The organism is Cytobacillus sp. BC1816, assembly GCF_051353635.1.
GTDB classification, from domain to species: domain Bacteria; phylum Bacillota; class Bacilli; order Bacillales; family Cytobacillaceae; genus Cytobacillus; species Cytobacillus oceanisediminis_C.
Genome location: NZ_CP195611.1, coordinates 700,903 through 719,505 on the forward strand (window position 1 = coordinate 700,903; position 18,603 = coordinate 719,505).

General features: G+C 35.5%; 12 protein-coding genes and 2 pseudogenes. 10 read left to right on the top strand and 4 right to left on the bottom strand.

Features of this window, described 5'->3' with window-relative positions:
• Window positions 1-616 precede the first annotated feature (616 nt).
• The gene (locus ACR42H_RS03830; RefSeq protein ID WP_436374771.1) at window positions 617-1,861 is read left to right on the top strand and encodes a helix-turn-helix domain-containing protein; all 1,245 of its coding nucleotides are present in this window, start codon (window positions 617-619) and stop codon (window positions 1,859-1,861) included.
• Window positions 1,862-2,084: 223 nt separating this feature from the next.
• Here the strand turns inward: ACR42H_RS03830 and ACR42H_RS03835 are convergent, their stop codons facing one another.
• Window positions 2,085-2,636 (bottom strand): signal peptidase I, encoded by a 552-nt coding sequence (locus ACR42H_RS03835; protein ID WP_436374772.1) that lies wholly within the window; start codon window positions 2,634-2,636, stop codon window positions 2,085-2,087.
• A gap of 532 nt (window positions 2,637-3,168) precedes the next feature.
• Between ACR42H_RS03835 and ACR42H_RS03840 the strand changes: the two genes are divergently transcribed.
• The 4 genes from ACR42H_RS03840 (at window position 3,169) to ACR42H_RS03855 (ending at window position 9,954) form a co-directional block, all read left to right on the top strand.
• The gene (locus ACR42H_RS03840) at window positions 3,169-7,332 is read left to right on the top strand and encodes a S8 family serine peptidase (RefSeq protein WP_436374773.1); all 4,164 of its coding nucleotides are present in this window, start codon (window positions 3,169-3,171) and stop codon (window positions 7,330-7,332) included.
• Window positions 7,333-7,502: 170 nt separating this feature from the next.
• A complete protein-coding gene (locus ACR42H_RS03845; RefSeq protein WP_436374774.1) occupies window positions 7,503-8,216 on the top strand; it encodes a hypothetical protein in 714 nt (237 codons plus the stop codon).
• A 51-nt stretch (window positions 8,217-8,267) separates the two neighbouring features.
• Complete coding sequence (locus tag ACR42H_RS03850; protein ID WP_436374775.1) at window positions 8,268-8,915, top strand: hypothetical protein; 648 nt, start codon at window positions 8,268-8,270, stop codon at window positions 8,913-8,915.
• 688 nt (window positions 8,916-9,603) lie between these two features.
• Window positions 9,604-9,954 (top strand): aspartyl-phosphate phosphatase Spo0E family protein, encoded by a 351-nt coding sequence (locus ACR42H_RS03855; protein ID WP_436374776.1) that lies wholly within the window; start codon window positions 9,604-9,606, stop codon window positions 9,952-9,954.
• A gap of 227 nt (window positions 9,955-10,181) precedes the next feature.
• Here the strand turns inward: ACR42H_RS03855 and ACR42H_RS03860 are convergent.
• Together ACR42H_RS03860 and ACR42H_RS03865 are read right to left on the bottom strand one after the other, a co-directional pair.
• Window positions 10,182-10,524, bottom strand: a pseudogene (locus tag ACR42H_RS03860) (IS110 family transposase); the annotation flags it as partial.
• A 500-nt stretch (window positions 10,525-11,024) separates the two neighbouring features.
• Complete coding sequence (locus tag ACR42H_RS03865) at window positions 11,025-11,438, bottom strand: Lrp/AsnC family transcriptional regulator (RefSeq protein ID WP_436376828.1); 414 nt, start codon at window positions 11,436-11,438, stop codon at window positions 11,025-11,027.
• A 186-nt stretch (window positions 11,439-11,624) separates the two neighbouring features.
• Here ACR42H_RS03865 and ACR42H_RS03870 point away from each other — a divergent pair, with 186 nt between their 5' ends.
• From ACR42H_RS03870 to ACR42H_RS03880, 3 genes are all read left to right on the top strand, one after another.
• Entirely contained in the window at window positions 11,625-12,206 is a 582-nt protein-coding gene (locus ACR42H_RS03870; RefSeq protein WP_436374777.1) for a beta-class carbonic anhydrase, read from the top strand.
• A gap of 32 nt (window positions 12,207-12,238) precedes the next feature.
• Complete coding sequence (gene cynS, locus ACR42H_RS03875) at window positions 12,239-12,688, top strand: cyanase (protein ID WP_436374778.1); 450 nt, start codon at window positions 12,239-12,241, stop codon at window positions 12,686-12,688.
• A gap of 123 nt (window positions 12,689-12,811) precedes the next feature.
• Window positions 12,812-14,092 carry a purine/pyrimidine permease gene (locus ACR42H_RS03880; protein WP_436374779.1) on the top strand — a complete coding sequence of 427 codons (1,281 nt, stop codon included), beginning with the start codon at window positions 12,812-12,814 and terminating at the stop codon, window positions 14,090-14,092.
• Window positions 14,093-14,283: 191 nt separating this feature from the next.
• On the opposite strand, the pseudogene ACR42H_RS03885 reads toward ACR42H_RS03880, so the two are convergent.
• Window positions 14,284-15,196: pseudogene (locus tag ACR42H_RS03885) on the bottom strand (IS110 family transposase); the annotation flags it as partial.
• Between the two features lie 442 nt (window positions 15,197-15,638).
• Here ACR42H_RS03885 and ACR42H_RS03890 point away from each other — a divergent pair.
• Complete coding sequence (locus tag ACR42H_RS03890) at window positions 15,639-16,526, top strand: hypothetical protein (protein WP_436374780.1); 888 nt, start codon at window positions 15,639-15,641, stop codon at window positions 16,524-16,526.
• A 54-nt stretch (window positions 16,527-16,580) separates the two neighbouring features.
• Window positions 16,581-17,735, top strand: a complete 1,155-nt coding sequence (locus ACR42H_RS03895; RefSeq protein ID WP_436374781.1) for a hypothetical protein — start codon at window positions 16,581-16,583, stop codon at window positions 17,733-17,735.
• Window positions 17,736-18,603 lie beyond the last annotated feature (868 nt).

The following is an 18,603-nucleotide window of genomic DNA, read 5'->3' on the forward strand; positions in this document are numbered from 1 at the left end:
ACAAGTTACTTTTAATAGTCGAATATGGTCTCAGAAAGAAAGGTATAACAAACAATAAGAATTCCTATCAGATATGCTTTTTATGATTATGAAGTAAACATTGCTTATTCAACAATAGGGTGCTTTTATTTAAGAAGAGAACATTTGTAAGAGCTAGGTGTTCACATTTCGCCCTACATTTGCTGCTCATATAGCACCGAAGGGCATGCAGTTAGCATGTATCCAGGTTATATTAAGACATATCGGGCCACACAAAACGTAGATGTACACTCGTTTATATCAATAAGCAAGAAAAGAACTGTATGATCAACCGAGGTAAAATTACGGAATAAATGTTCGTAGAATACAAATTAACGCTTCCATAAACATGGTTAAAAAAATGTCCAAACCCCTGGTAATAAGGGATTAGACATTTTTTAATTAGATCATATTTAGCATTAAGAAGGATTAACGCTTATTTGCTTGGTTCGAATAAAAAATTAATTAATAAATCTTTTAAGATTGCCGCATTTCTTAAGGGGTAGCCGTCCACGTTATTATACATTCTCTACATCTTCTTACAGACTATTCCAAACTTCAAGTTTGTTATTTATACTATCAGTAGGAGGGGACATAGATGATCGAGGGGAAGATTCTAAAATACTACAGAGAAAAAAAGGGATACACACAAGAACAACTTTCAAAAGGGATTTGTTCTGTCAGTCATTTAAGTAAAATTGAGCGGGGCATAACAGAATATTCAGGGGAAATTACAGCTATTCTTTCTGAACAATTGAAAATAAATATTCAAGACGAAGTAAGGAATTACAAAGGTTTTGAAGAGACATTAGAAGAATGGAAAAATGCTATTGTTATGTTAGATACCGAAAAAATGAAAGAAAAAAAAGCAGCAATTGACTCAAACCAATTAAAGGATATTCCTGACTTTCAAGTGCATTACTCATTGCTTTTAGCCCGTCATTATCTCGTTAATTATGAAATGGAAAAGTGTCATAAATTGATGGAAAAGATCAAGAAAATAGCCATCAATCTATCCCCTTATGAGAGTAACCTTTATAAACATGTTCAAGGAATTTATTACTTCAGTATTGGAAGCTACAAAGATTCTATTGAAGTCCTAAAGAAAATTGATTCCAGTTACACGAGCCAAGAATATTACTATCACCTGGCTATATCCTATCATGCAGTGTATGACAGTACTTTAGCGTACTATTATGCTCAAAAGGCTTTGCGCTATTTTCAAGAAACATTAAATTTCACACGTATACTTGATACAGAAACACTTATTATCCTTCAACTAAACGCCCAATCACAATATAGCCTAAAAGAGACTCGCAACTATTATTATAAGCTAGTTCAATCTGCTAAAAAGATTCAATCTGTAGATCGTTTAATAAAGCTCTATTATAATCTTGGGGAAGAATTATTTAGAAGAAAACATTATGAAGAAGCAAAAGAGTATCTTGAAAAAGGATTGACCTTAATGAAAGAAGAAGATTTCCTATTTCTAACCATGTTGGATTTATATATAAACATTTGTTATAAAGGAAACTTAAAATCGAAAGAAAGCCTATTGTCCGATGCAAAAAAAGGCCAACGCCTTTCTAAAAAAAGGAAAGACCAAAGATATTTATATTTTAATCTACATCTATTATTACTGAATGAGAAGGAAGATTCCTATTATGACTATGTTGAAAATAAAGTGCTTCCATATTTAGTTCAGTCCGGAAAAAAGGTTCTAATCCAACACTATGAAATCAAGCTTTTTCGGTACTATATGGAAACAGGACAAATCGAAAAGGCATGGTCTCTCTCTAAAAAGATATTGCAGGCTGAGAAGAGCTGTTATGAATTGGACTAGTGTTGTGTTAACCCCCATCATAATTTTATGTGGGGGGTTTTTATTTCCCCTATTCTTGCTTGACTTGATAAATAAAATATTCACATTGCTTTTATACCCAGTCCCAGCATTGTTACACCAGGGCAAAGTAAATCTAGTCCTGACTCCAGAGAATTTGTATTCTGAATACCTAGAAGTTTTATTCTGGTACCAGGGAAGGGGGAAACAAACGGGAAAGCTTTGATTACTTTAAGATGTCAGGTGATGATTTTTTCTTAGGTTTCGAAAGTCTTTCATAAACTTCTAAACAAATGTACCCAGTAGCTGGTATAAGAATTAATAGAATAAATCCAATAGGACCACTAACAAACTTTGCGATATATCCCGCCTTCGGAATCTTAAATGCTAGACTGCCTACTAAATGGTTTGATGTAACCATATTAGTATCTTTTACGTTGTTGTTGTCTCCTTTTGTGACAAATCCAACGGTTCCTTGATTTTGTTTAATTTCAATTACACGGTGAGTGATAAACTTTGTCTCAGTCTCTTTAAATGTAATCACATCATTAACTTTCACTTCTGTCGGTGAAACCTTTTTTATAAAAACTAAATCACCCGCTTTAATGAAAGGATTCATACTATTGGTTAATACGGTTAATGGGCTTATTCCATAAATAGTTGGTACTTTTTCTGGGTGCTTTTTTGATTGAATCGTGGAATATAGTAAAAAGGCTATAACCAGGATGATAGTGATAAAAAGAATAAACGAAATGCTTTTAGATAAAATTTTCATCATCAATTCCCCAACTTTCGTATTATTTCAGAATCTTCCCTATAATTAAATTTTTTCTCCCGTCATTGTAAACTTTTTCTACTAAATTAAAAACTATGATATTTGCCGAATTTCTTTTGTTTTGTTAAATAAAAAGAGCGATTTCTTCTAATTCCTCGTGAATTCACAAATTAACATTTGTATAAATTTGCTAATTTGGGGTAATTTCGGGTGTTTTTTTAATACATTCAATTGTGAATGGGTAATTAGGGCTTGGGTATTTGGGTGAAACTATGTATTCTAGTCGTTGAAAATATCATTTTCATGATATTCATACTACATATAACTAGTATTAAGGACCTGATTATTGAGAAAAGAATTACTCCAATATACTCCACAAAGTACTTACTATAAGATATTTGTAGAGTGAATTTTCGATTAATTCATTTTATGGGGAATATTCAGCACCTTCATCTATTTGAAATGATCGAATGGACATCTTGAGAAATAACAGACATTATTTTCACTTATACAGAGAAAATTAAGGAGGAAGGGTATGAAGAACAAGAAGCTAGGGCGTATATTGTTAGGGTCAGCATTAACAGCAAGTTTAGTAGCATCTTCTGGAATTCCACAGAATGTACTAGCAAAGGATCAGGGGCAATCAAAGATTGCAAATGTCCATGAAATACTGAATAACTTAAGTAATGAACAAAGAAGAGCTCTTAAGGAGCTTGAGGTGGGACCGGGATTTGTAATCTCTCCGGATATCAATGTAAATAGCCCTGAACTAGTAAATGTCATTATTGAATTTACCCAAGCGCCGGCTAAAGTTGAATTGATGAAACAAGAAGCAAATGGAAAAAAGATGGCACTGTCTTCTGCAATAGATAAGGTAGAGGCATCCCATCAACAATTTAAAAAGGAATTTAATAAACTGACAGGGTTAAAGGTTGCAAGCAGTCAAAAGTTAGATGATTCGAAAATTACTAGAGAATATAAACATGCATTTAACGGTGTAGCTGTTTCCATTCCAGGCAATATGATTGAAGAGTTAGTGAAATCCGATGTTGTCAAACGAGTTTGGAATAACAAAGAAATTCAATTAGAGCTCCCGAAAGAACCACAAGAACTAAAATCTACAGCACAAACAGGTTCTGCCGATAGTAATCGCCAAATTGGAGCGGACAAGCTCCATGAAAAAAATATTAATGGAAAAGGGATAAAAGTCGGAGTTATTGATACAGGGATTGATTATAACCACCCAGATTTAAAAGACGCTTATAAAGGTGGGTATGATTTTGTTGACAACGATTCGGATCCGATGGAAGCAACATACAAGGACTGGCAAAATTCCGGAGGTTATCCTGAAATCTATAATGGCAGCCCTTTTTATACATCTCACGGTACCCATGTTTCTGGAACGATAGCTGGACAAAAGAAAAATGCTGTTGAACATGCAGTTGAAGGGGTTGCACCTGAATCAGACTTATATGCGTACCGTGTACTAGGCCCCTATGGTAGCGGGAGAACAGATGCGGTTCTTGCTGGGATTGACAAGGCAGTTGGGGATGAAATGGATGTTATCAATCTATCATTGGGAGCAACTATAAATGATGCACTTTATCCAACATCAGTAGCCATTAACAATGCCATGCTGTCTGGAGTTGTTTCTGTTGTTGCAGCTGGTAATGCTGGGCCAAATGAAAAAACGGTAGGTTCTCCTGGTACATCTGCTTTCGCCATTACGGTAGGTGCAAGTGATGTATCACAAACCATCGCCACTTATACTGCGAGTGCTGGTGATGAAAAATATGGAGAGATGAAATTATTAGGTAAGAATTTTACAGATAAATTAGAAGAGTTAAAGGATCAATCTTTCCCGGTTGTTTTTGTTGGACTAGGAAAGAGCAGCGATTTTGAAGGGAAAGACCTGAAAGGAAAGCTCGCTTTAATACAGCGTGGTGAAATCGCTTTTGATGAAAAAATTCAAAACGCTAAAAAAGCAGGGGCAGCAGCAGTTATCCTCTATAACAACGTAGAAGGCGAGATTGCAGCCTACTTAGGAGAAAGCACTGGCTTTGTTCCAACCTTCCAGCTAACAAAGGAGGATGGTGAACGCTTACAATCACAAGAAAATGTCCCATTTATCTTCGAATCAATGGGTAGTGTTCAAACCGAAGGCGATTATTTAGCAGATTTCAGCTCCCGTGGTCCTATTGCAAAAAATTATGATATTAAGCCAGATGTTGTGGCACCAGGAGTAGCCATCTTTTCTACTTATCCTGAATATATGAATGATCCAAAAGATGGGGAGAATTATGATATTGCGTACACACGTATGCAAGGAACATCTATGGCATCTCCACATGTTGCAGGTGCAGCTGCTTTACTTTTACAGGAACATCCGGAATATACACCATTCGATGTAAAAGCTGCTTTGATGAACACTGCCGATGAGATGAAAGAAAAATACTCAGTGAATGAAGTAGGGGCAGGTAGAATTGATATCTACGAAGCAGCCCATGCAGGTGTTACTTTAAAGGTTCTTGATAAAACAGAGAATGTAGAAGGAAATGATATCGTTGAAATTGATGAAGAAACGGGTTCTATCGCATTTGGAAGTTACTATCAAAAAGAGGAATCAATAGATTTAGAAAAAAAGGTAGTGATTGAAAATTATGAAAAAGAAGATAAAGAATTTAAGGTTGAAGTAGAGTTTTTACCAGCAAAAGCTGGTATTCAAGATGCAAAGGAGAATGGTGTAGAGATAAAAATACCTGATTCTATTTCCGTATCTCCGGGTCAAACGAAGGAAGTTCTACCGGCTATACATGTTCCAAAGGATGCGGCAAAGGGAAATTATGAAGGTTATATCCATTTTGTAAATCCACAAAATAACGAGGAAAGCTATCAAATTCCATTTGCAATCCGTTATACAGATCAAGGAATTGATTATGTTGAACTAGATAGACCAGCAGTGGCAACGGATACAACGAAATTTCATCCATTCTTAGTTCCATTTGCACATGCTTCATTTAAATTAAAGAGTCCGATGAAAACGATTGATATACTTGTGAAAGATGGAAAAACGGGTCAGCCTGTAGGCTTCATCGGTTCTATTTTTGAGGCTGATAAAATTGAACCAGATGTAAATAAATGGTTATTATGGGCGTTTACAGGAAATGTTTATCCATTCACAAATGATCCTTCCAATCCAATTGCTGATAAGTCAACTCGCTTAGAGGATGGAGAATATATATTTGAAACGATCGCAACGGATGAAAAAGGAAAATCTTTTATTAACGATCAAGTAATTGTTGTAGATAATAAAGCACCTGAAGTTTCGTATGAAGATTATAAGCCAAACTTCTATGAAGTCGATGACTCCATGTATACAGATGAAGATGGGCATCATGCATTATGGGTCCATGCAAATGTCTATGATTCTACCATTGATGTTTTAAAATCAAAAGGACTGCCATATGATCAGTCAGCAAATTCACTCTATTACTATCAAAATTCACCTTTTCCATCAGGTAAGTTGCCAGTACAGCCAAATGGAGATATCAAATTTGGTGTCTTGCCAGAGGAAATTGAAAAACCTGTTAATTTGAAGCTTTTACCAGTTGATACTGCAACGGCTGCTAACTTCTTCGGAAGAGAAAACAGCTATACCTTCGTTAAAGAAGGGACAGAATATGTATTGCCTAGTTATGATAAAGAAAAAGTAAAGCTTGGCGATACAGTAACAATGACTCTAAATGTAAATAATGTGAAAAAGCTTTTAGCTGGTTCATTTGGGGTTGAATATTCGAAACAATTGTTTGAATTTAAAGATGTAAAGGTTAATAAAACGTTTGAAAAATATGCAAAAGATAATAATTTAAAAGTTAATCTTAAGAATCCTACCTTTGATGAGGATCTTTGGTACAAAACGGTGAATGTCGGAGCAGACATTGAACAAAAAGATTTCCAAGGCTTTGATGGAGATACGCCATTCCTTGATGTGAGCTTTAAAGTAGTGAATGATGAAGAGTATAGTGGAATCGGAGGATTTAACGTTCAAGAATTTTCATATAGAAAAATGGGATCTTCTGAGTTAACAACGATTCCTGGATTTACAAATGATCAATTTTCAATTATTCCGAAGCATTCAGTTGTAAGAGGCTATGTGAATATTGAAGGCTTCTTAAATGAAGATGGTACAAATGCCTATATTGACTATTCAAAAATAGGAGCAAAAGTATATGCGCAAGCAGGGAATGGAAAGAAATATCAAGGGACGATAGACGAAAGAGGATATGCTGAAATTCATGGAATTCCTGTTTCTAAGAAAGATTATGATATTTATGTTGAAGTTCCTGGTCATTTAACGAGTATAAAAACCGTCAAGCTTAGTAAAACAGTAGATGGTGAGTTGGTTGGGACTTTGTATAGCTCTCGAATGGAGGTCAATCAAGCTGGAGATGTAAATGGCAATGAAGTGATCGATATTCACGATCTTATCCAAGTTGCTGCCTTCTACGGGAAGAAGCATAACAAAGAAGATATCAACCAAGACGGCATTGTCGATGAAAAGGATGTACGTTTAATCGAAAAGAACTTCTTAAAAATAGGTGCAGCAGCCAAGAAAAATGAGAAACCTCAGGAGAAGCTTGGTAAGAAAGGATTAGAAGATATTTTAAGTGCTTTAGGTCTTGAGCCAAATAGTAAATAAAAGTATAACATGCTGTACCAGAACAATGCGGGGGGATTCGTCTTTAAAACAATTAATCTACCAATATAAAAATCCTTTCGAAAGATAGTTGAACCGCTATTCACTTTTTTTATATTGAAGACTATCTATTATAATAATTGTTTCATTAAGTAGTAAAGGGAGGTTTTCTTATGAAGAATATAAAGAACGCATTGTTAGGTACGACTTTAGTAGGAGCTCTAGTAGTATCAGCAGGGTTCGGCACGTATTCTTGGTTCACTTCAGAGACCAGTGCAGCAGGAGAAATTGTGAACGGAACACTGCAATTGAATAATGGACAAAATATAACGGAAAAGATTATTGATGGTGTGGATTTTGCTCCTTCCCAATTAAAGTACGGAGAATGGATGACGATTGACAATACTGGATCACAAAATACTCATATTAAAGCAACATTAAATCAATCGTTAGACAATAATATAAATATTAAAAAATATAAAGTTGGCTATATTGCTTTGAAATATAAAGAAAAGCCAAATGAAGATGTATTAAAGGCATCAAAAATTAAACTTGAGAAATTATTTGAAGGAACGACGAATGTAGTAGATACAATTAATGTGGCTGCTGATGAAATTGAAGTTGCACCGGGTGTTACTGCGGTAACGGGTATAGTTGGGGAAGATGTAGCAGCAGGATTTAAAGCTTTATCAAATAAAGAGTGGATGCTTGGAGAAGGGACAAATCAACCATTTTGGAGATTGAAATCTGATCAATATATTGACGTCATGTTTGCGATTAAATTGGATGAAACTGCAAACAATGCATACCAAGGTGTGAAATACACTGCAGATTTGAAAGTACAAGCAAAACAAGCGGATGAAGGTTCCAAGTACGACGGGGAGTAATTAGGTGGGCAGTCGATTTTTCGGCTGCCTTAATTTAGAGGAGCGAGTTGTATGAGAAGGTATCATTTTCTATTAATCATTCAATTCAATATATTAATGTTTTGCATGTTTTTCTATGCTAGTAAATTTCATACATATGCTTGGTTTACATCTGAAATTAAATCAAGTGGACAAATAACGAATGCCACAACAAAAGACTTGTTAACAATTTCAACTAGTGACATTACCTATCACGACAATTGTAAGATTTCTCAAGAAATCATCATAAAGAACATTTCAGACATAAAAATCCCTATTAAACTTGTAAATAATAATAAATTATTATATCCGGGAGAATCGTTCCAAACTTCGGTAAAGCAGAATACTTCGTGTATGGTAAATGAAGTGGGCTATCATCTAATTGGACTAAACCATTATATTGATGAGGTGATCCAAGTTCCTCTCAATCGAGATATGCTTTTAGCAACGGTTAGTAAGACTGAAGAAATAGAGAAAGAGTATACAAATAATAAAGCTCCTGAAGAAGATAATGATGAAAAAAATCAAGCTGAGTCAAACCAGCCACCAATATCAGATGAAGAAGAAAAAAATGATCAAACTGAAAATGATCACGGGGACGAGCAACAAGAACAACCAGTGATTTCCAATGAAAAAATTGATCATTCATTAGACGATAGAAACGAAAGAAATGAGAATTAGAAGACCACTCAAATTAACTATATATACTATATTGAATTGGTGGGAGCAGATATTGTTCCGCGAAGGTATATCGGTTAATAGAATTATGCACAAGGTTGAAGAGCCGAAAACAATTGATGTTAAATTATTGAAGTATATCAACTAGTTAATTTAAAAGCTTGACCTTAGATGGACAAATGAAGATCACGTTTTAATGATGAGTGATCCAAAAATAACTAGAATTAATCACAAGTGAGGAGTGTAGAATAAAGATTACTTACATTTGCCAAAAGTGCAGAGGTATGTTTCAAAGTACAAGCTCTTTGTAAAATTCCAAAAAGAAAATTTGAAATTTTATAAAGGTTTAAAACACGTCACTTTTGTAGGGCCCTTCCTGATCTAACCCTCTGAAGGACGTGAACATATATGTCTCTGTCTTAGAGAAGCACTCTCTGCTGAAACCTGTGCTGATGTAGAGAGGGAAAGCCTTTATTGTTTCTGAAATGACGAATGGTTTACATGAACTACCAATACACATATGAATCCTGTGTATTAAAAGGAAAAGCTATAAAAAGTAATAGAGCCTCAGCTTGTCTGTTAGGTTTTATGAATTTAAAAAATCTTGGCCAGACCTTGCGTGTGTATTATCGATTAAGCTAATTAGAAATTATAGAATTGTATTCAAATTTAAATAAGAGGTTGAAGAAAAATGAAACCAAAAAAACGCCCTTTAGCTAATTTAATTTCGGAAAACAAGCAAGAACTAATTAAAGATACCGAGGTATTGGATAATATAGAGACTGTAGTTGAGATAATGGAAAGAGAATCCATTCATACCGAAAAAGAAAATAACCTACTAAAATATAAATCCGAGCAAGTTAAACTAAATAAAGCCATTGAAGAAAAAAGGGGCTCCATGATTGATAGCATTTTAAAATATGGAATTACTAATAGTTTAACAGTGCAACTTAGTCAAGAGTTAGATTACTATATACTATCTTATCTAAAAGATTCACTTAAGAAAAGGAAGCATCCGCATCAGCTTAGGTATACGAAATAATTATTTGAGAGTTCAGTAATTTAAGAAAAACCTTTCAAGAATGAAATAGCAAAAAAACTGGACATCATATTATGATCGGTAGATATGATAGAACCAAACACGACTCTGAAGAGACATTCTTCAAAAGCTTGCTGATATGGCTCCCTTTTTCTTTTATAACAAAACCAGCTAATAGTTAATGAATACAACAACTAAAACTTATGCTAAATCAACAAGAAGTGAATCTACAGCTCGCAGAGATGGGAAGCATCAACCGCATCAGTCTTTACTTTCCAAAGACTTGAACTTTTAGCCTTATAGGAAATCATTGGATTAATGATAATCAATAAATATCCACGGTCTTCTAGGTATTGAACAACAGGGGAGTGATAATGCCCTGTTGCTTCTAGGACGATAGGTGGTTTCTGACCTGTTTCTCTCTTTACTTCCTCCAGAAATTCTACAAGTAAGCCAAGACCTTCAATCGTATGAAAAGCTTTTAAAACTTTTACGATAAGGTTTACCTTTGTCTAAAAATGCTTGAACCTGACTTTCCCCTTTTGAAATATTCAGACCAATTACTGGATTCATTCTTAAATCTCCTCCTAAACTAGTGATTTGCCAGTAACCCCTAATCCTCCATGCAGTGTCACAGCTTGGCTTGTTATACGGGATCTATGTCCCAAACCAGCCTCAATCATGTTTCTACAAGTAGGGGGCGAACGGTTTTGCTGACGGGGTCTAAGCCCCACTGGCAGGTACGTTCTACCCTGGCTACTGATATAATAAGACCAAAATAAAAATGGTCAACCAGAAATATCTGGTGACCTTATAAAACGAACGGGCAGGTTAGTTTAAGCGTAGTGTATTCGGACTGTTCGGTATTTATAAAGTCTCTAAATAAGCAATATTAGCTTTATAGAACTAAAGACCAGTTTGTTTTAGTATATTTTATCGGAAGATAGACACATTCATAATAATATAAGTGTTACTTCTTTAATTAACTTGAGAAAGTTAACCAATCAAAATTTCAAGAGTTTTCTGAGTTAGTTAGATGTTAAGTTGTGCCTGCAATTTAGACATATTCAATCTTATTTTAACTTTCCTATTGATAGGTTAACACGATAATTCCCGTACTTTAATAGTTGTCCTAGAAAGTTATCCAATTCTTGATTGGAAGCAAAATGTGTTTTTAATAAATAACATCCATCACCACTTATACGATGTACTTCAGAAATTCCTTCTTCTTCTCGAAAGAAATTCATAAACTCTTGATGATTAGCTGTTGTTACGAACAAAGTAACAAATGCAGTCACTATTTGTCCTAATTTGATTCGGTTTATTGCTATTGTATATTGTTCAATAATTCCTAAATCCTCTAATCTTCGAATTCGATTTCCTACAGCCTGCCCCGTCATATGTATTTTTTGACCAAGTTCTTTCCATTGTATTCTTGAGTTTTCTCCTAATAATTTCAGTATCTCAAAATCTGTTTGATCAATGATATAAAACCAATCCTTTCATCGTGAAAGTAGAAAGCCAGAAAGTGTTTCGTCAACTTATTCTGCTTATCGATACAATTCACTATACTTAGTTTATCCTCTTACATCACATTATTTATCAGTTATATTTACTTATAACATAGAGGACGGAACAAAAAAATACATCTAGATTTAAAGGAGGTTACAAACATGTTATTACAAGATATTTTAGAGTACAATGAACAATTTGTAGAACATAAGGAATACACTCCTTGTGAAGCGTCAAAAATGCCTAAAAAACGTATGGTTGTTGTCTCTTGCATGGATGCTCGTTTAATTGAGCTACTTCCAAAAGCTTTAGATATACACGATGGTGATGCAAAAGTTATCAGAAATGCAGGTGGTAAGATTGCTGATCCTTTCGATAGTGTTATGCAAAGTATTATAGCATCAGTATATGATCTAAATGCAGATGAAATCTTTCTTATTGGACACCATAGATGTGGTGCGAGTCAAACTAATCCAAAAGGAACACTTCAAAAAATATTAGATCGTGGAGTAGCTTCACCAGAAATTTTATCAGCGATTGAATATGCTGGTGTTGACCTTGAAAAATGGTTATTTGGATTCCATGATGTCGAAGATTCAACTCAAGCCAATGTTGATTTAGTAAGAAATCATCCACTTATTCCAAAAGATGTTCCTGTACATGGTTTAGTTATTGATCCTCATACAGGTAAATTGGATTTAGTAGTTGATGGATATAAAGCATTAAATGGTGAAACAAAATAATTTATTACTTAAATGGAAGGAAGTTAATAGATATGAATAGAAAAGAAGCTACGCAAAAAGTTATGGAAGCAAAAATTAAAAAAGGTTTAACATGGGAAGAAATTTCAAAAGTAAGTGAAAACTCTGAGACTTGGGTTGTAACAGCGTTATTAGGACAAGCTACAATGACACGTGCAGAAGCCGAAAAAATGGGTAAACTATTAGGGTTAGATGAAGAAGTAGTTCAAGCATTAACAGTAATTCCACATAGAGGTGAAGTAATGCAAATGCCTCCTACTGACCCAATCTTATATCGATTATATGAAATGTTATTAATATACGGACCAACTATTAAAGAATTAATCCAAGAAAAAGTTGGCGAAGGTATTGCGAGTGCAATTAATTTCCAACTAGGTGTGGACACACAAGAAGATCCAAATGGTGGAGACCCTCGTGTAGTTATTACACTTAACGGAAAATTCTTACCTTATCGTAGATGGTAATTAATTAAAATTAATTAAAAAAATCTATCATCAAATATAATTTTAAACCTAAAAAATCCATCCTTTTTAATATAACTGGATGGATTTTTTCTATGAGATTCTTTTTCTACAAGGGAGAATAATATGAATAAAAAATACTTTGATACCAGCTTTAGTATCATCCAGTGGTTTGTGTTTTTATTAGCAAATGCAATTGCATTGCCTATCATTATTGGTGGCATATTCCATTTATCAATAGAAGAAATCTCAACATTAATGCAGCGAACTTTTTTAATTGTGGGAGTAAGTTCATTTATACAAGCATGGTTTGGGCATCGTTATCCCATTGCGGATGGTCCAGCCGGTTCATGGGTAAGTATATTTGTCATATTGGGACAAGTAGCTATGTATCAGGGACAAAGTGCAAAAGATGTATTACAACTTTTAGAAGGTGGATTAATTATTTCAGGTGTAATACTCTTCATTCTTGGTATAACAGGGCTTGTGCATCGAATTCTACTTTTATTTACACCTTTTGTTACAGGAACTTTTCTATTAATCTTAGCTCTTCAGCTTAGTGGTGTGTTACTTAAAGGAATGATGGGATTACAAGGAGCTGTAACTCATCCTGATTATACAACAGCTACTATTGCGCTCTTTGTTTTTGCCATTATTACTTTCTTATCAATTAAAGGGAAAGGATGGATGAAAAGTTACGCTGTGTTACTTGGAATTTCATGTGGTTGGCTTTTGTATGCTGTATTAAGAAAATCGTCTCATATGCCTTCTCACACATCGTTAGTTAAGTTACCAGAGATATTTGCTTGGGGCATGCCTAGATTCGATATTGGAATGACTCTAACTGCAACTTTATTTACATTTCTTTTAGTTGCAAATACGATTGCTGCTATTTCGGCTGTAAAACAAGTGGCTCCGTTTTCTAAAGAAAATGAAAAGCAAACACTGAAGCGCGGTGTATGGGTCGGAGGTATATCACATATTATCTCGTCGTTTTTCTCTACAATTGGAATTGTACCATTACCTGCATCAGCAGGATTTATTCAATTAACTGGACAAAAAAAAGTGAAGTCGTTCCTTATAGCAAGTCTCATATTAGCGGGAATTTCTTTTATTCCCTTAATTGTAAGCTTTATATCATTGCTACCAGGTCCCATTGCTAATGCCGCACTTTTAGCAACATTTGTTCAAATGATAGGAATTTCATTTCAATCGATTTTACGTGAAGAATTAAATCAACGTCGATTAACTATATTAGGTATTACATTATTAATCAGTTTGGGAATCATGTTTCTTCCAGAAAGTGCATTTAACGGAATTCCATCTTCCTTTCAATATGTTTTAAGTAATGGATTACTGGTAGGTACCATGATTGTCATTCTACTGGAACAGTTTTGGAAAGAGTAAATATATTGGATGAATCATTATTAGTGGCAAGACATCTAAGAAATAAAGGCTACAAGGTTGAGTGTGAAATTGGGAACAAAAAGATTGGGAATTATTTTTATCGGTCAAAAACAGTTTAATTAATTTAACTGTTGAAGACGGCAGCCCCTGTTCACTAAGCTTCGAAGTAACAGCTTTTAATCCAACAAACAGAGTCGGCTTGAACCTTTTTTGGTAATCCTGTTTACGGTTCCTCTGAATTTACCTGATTCAAAGATACTCGGGTCAATACCAGCGAATGCGACAAGCTTTTTAGGGTGATCAAACCGTTCAATCTCGGCAATTTCAGAAATGATCGTTGCAGCGGTCTTTTCTCCGATCTTAGGGATTGAATGGATGATTTTATATTCTTCAATATCTTTTGCTAAGGCATCTATCTCTTCTTCAAATTTGGATAGATGCTTTTGGTATTCCAGAAGCATTTTTATATACATTTCCACGCTTAAAATGTGGCTTTGGTAGAGATCTTCCCTAAAGGGATTTTGGCTTGCGGCAGCTAAAAGGGCTATTGCTTTTGTCTTAGCCCACTTGATGGAGCGCCTTGGACATAACTATTTTATGTGTTAGTAACTGTCTCTTCACCTGCTTCTAAGATACTTTGAGATGTAGGGAATTCAAGTAAGGTGAGTAGAGAGACAACAGAATATAAGTCCCCAAACACTCCTCTATATACTGGAAACACCTGATCCAAGACGCTTGGATTGCAGTTTTGTTTGCACATAAATCCCCGTAATATTTTCGTGCTGTCTAGTCAGGTTTCGAAGGTTCAAGAGCTGGATACCGCGTTTTATAAGGTTCCAAATCCTCTTTGTAATACATCTCGCAGAGATGATTGGCATCAATTATATCTGTCTTTACCTTTCTTAAACTTGAACTCTTTGCCCGATAAGAGACTAAAGGGTTAACAATAATGATCAAGTATCCTCTTTCCTCAAAATAATGGACTACCGGAGTATGATAGTGACTGGTTGACTCCATGACTAATGGAGGTTTTACCCCAGATATTCTCTCAACTTCTGAGAGAAAGGAATGCAGTTTTTCCAGACCTTCAAGAGTGTGTTCAACGAGATCAACGTCCCAACCAGCCTCAATCATGTTTCTACAAGTAGGGGGTGAACGGTTTAGTTGACGGGATCAAGTCCCACGGGTGCTTACGTTCTACCCCGGCTATGGTTATCATATATCGATATAAATAATGGTCAACCAGAAATATTTTTATTTCTGGTTGACTTTAAATACGATCGGGTGTCTAGGTTAAATATTTTGAGTCGATTTTCAAATTTGAAGATCGGTTTTTTTCATTTTGATAGACAACTAATGTCATAACTTATAAATAAATCCTCCTTTTTTGTTCAAGGAAATTCGCCTTATTTATTATAGATCAAGCTTAGGTTTAAATAACTCTTTCTTTGTTGAAGGAACAAAACAACCGACAAAAATTAACTAAAAATGTCGAATGCTGTCTATAGAAGTGATCACTCTCTGCTTTTTGAAAGGAGGTGAAATCATGCATATCCGACACTTTATTTTGATGGGTTTATTTTTAGGGGCAGCCGCTTTCCTGCCAAATAATGCATTTGCAGAGAAAAACAGAGCAGCCGATCAAACGGAACCTCAAAACTCTGCAGTACATACTCACGTTTTAGATACTATCGAAAAACCAAAGGCTACGGAAAAAGCAGCTTCCGTTACACCCAAAAACGAAAGTAAAAGTCAAGGTGGAATAGTTCAAAAACCAGAGACGAATCCTGGTACCCATCAAACCGTACCAGTAAAGCCTGTTTCAAAGTCACCAGACAAGACCAATAGGCGGGTTGAAAAGGTAGTGCCTCCGTCTTTAGATAAGAATGTAAAGGCTAGTGAATCTGCAGAAACGGCTGCAAAGGTGAAAGATGCAGGAAAAACAGGAAGAGCGATGCCATTGGATGTCACGAACAAGCTTCCAGTGGTCCCTAAGTCATCTGAGTCACTCTCCTCAAACCAATCAAAGTCTGAGGCATCAGAAACCAACATCCAGACTCCAAGTTTAAATGCTAAGTCAGAAGACTTTATTGAAGAAACTGGATCTTTCGTTTCAATAAAGACGAGTGGTTCTCTTAAAGGGTCGCAGAAACCGTTAAAAGACCAAGAAAACAAGACGCCACCTGAAAATAGGAATCACCCTGGGGATATTGAGATCGTAACTAATCCTCCACAACGCATGCAAACGTCTGGAGGGGAATCACATGAGCCATTCAAACCGGGTGCAGGCACAATAAGCTTTGATGCACATTGGTTTGACTGGGATTTCGGTTTGACCCTTGGCAAAATCTATCATTCCCGCGAGATTCAGTACTATTCTCAATGGATGAACGCTCCACCTTCACCACCTCCAAAAGCAGCTCCTTTTTCTTAACGTTTACTACGTATTTAGCGACATGTAACGATATTGAAGAGGAGAAAAATTGGAATGAAAAAATACCTTAACACAAAAAAAATTGTAAAATCTTTTATAGTCACTACAGTAATGTCATTTGGATTGTTGTCAGGAGGCCATTTCACTGCAGCGGCTGGACCTGATAAAACAAAAGGGGAACCTGTTAGAGCTGTACAAGCAAACAGTCCCGAAACTGCCAGCAAAAAAGCAACTCCAGTAGCCCCTGCAAAACCTGAGGTTCCTGCACAGCCCAAAGAAAAAGTGAAAACAAAGAATCAAGATAAGGTAGAAAATAAAAAGATTGAATCACAGGCAAGTGAGCATGCAAGTGAAAAATCAGCTCCTGCAGATTCTGCAAGACCTGAGGTCCCTGCACACTCTAAAGCAGAAGGAAAAGCAGAGAATCAACATAAGGTAGAAAACAAAAAGGGAAAATCGCAGGCAAGTGAGCATGCAAGTGAAACAGCGGTCATACATGCAGCCAAAAAATCAGCCATTTTTTCCAATGACCCAGTGGAAGATTCGAATGAACCGGATGTTATGACGGAGTATGCATTCGGATCGGATTCCGCTACATCAGCGAATCCTGAAGGTGAAGATTTTTATATTGGCAAATTAGGTTATGGCAGCAAGGTGCAATTTGACGCAAGCACTGGCGGTGGAATTTATTTTAGTAGTGTAAGAGCAGATGATGCCAGCTACCTTTATGGTTATTGGTTTTTATCCGGGATGCAAATGTCGCCAGAAGGAATTTCTCCAACTTTATGGGGGGAACAACAGGCAAAATTAGCACTGGAAACCTATGAAGTTATGAAAAGTGTCTATGGTTCGAAAGTCAGACCTGTTATCTTTATTGATGTAGAACCCGCATTAACGGGGATGAATCAATATGACTATGCAAATAATCAATCGATATATAACGCATTTGTTGAATATCTAAATCAACATGGAGAAGGTGTACAACCTGGTACCTATTCGTCTCCATGGAGCTGGGAAATCACAATGGGGACCTTCTCACCAAGCACTCCGGGTGCGTATTGGGTTGCTTATTACCCAGTTGCCATTCCTTCAGATTTAACAACGAGCAATCCAGATTGGCTGGATTTCCCGGGTACTGACGAACAGGCAGAAATCTGGCAGTACTATGGTGGATACGATGACTATAATGTAGCTTGGCAACTTCCGTAACGACATATAAGGGGGAGCGGGGAAATTTAGAGATTAATAGATTTTTTTTGTATACGTTCTTTCCCTCAGTCTCCCATGTGTTCCAGCATGCATTCTGGACTATAGTAAAAGAAAAAAACGGTGATGGGATGGCGGCAGAATAAAACAAGCTGCCGTGAATATCCTCGGTATAAATCATTTATTGTAAAACAATTTCATGCAGTTATAATCTTTTGAATTTACATCTTGGCAGGGGAAGGTGTCGCAAGTCCTGTGCAGATCATTTAGTACAAAAACGTATAGAATGCGAATAAATGTACTTAAACAAACAGGCACGTAACTTAATAACATATTGTTTTTAGGGTCTTAGCAATACGGCGAGAATACGGAAGATTATTTCTGAAAAGAAGACGCTTTCTTGAAATAAAGAAAGCGTCTTTTATTTGCGTAAAGAGTTAATAATAACTTTTATGTTGTATAAATGATCTTCTGCTTATGAAGTATTCTTTAATTAAAGGGCCATTTTGTGGAATAACTCTAATAAAGGATATTTGGGTTAAATTTATGGAGAATTGACACACTTAAAGGGGGCTCTAAAATTAAAAATCGAGGTAAGGCTTATATTGTACCTTTTTTGTCTTTTGTGCCAGGTACATATTATTTAGGATAATTTAGAAAGTAGTTGTAATGAGTTAAGTGGTTGAAAAAAATCCTTACTTTTTTGGTAGTAAAAAGTATTATGAAAAATCAGAAAAAAGGACTCGTCAACGTTTTTTAAAATTCTACATAAAATAAGAAAAAATAAAACGCCAATCCATATGGGTTTGGCGTTTTTCTACCTTTAAAGTTGTGTTTATGTAAACCTAAAATTTCCTTTGATTGTTTTTGT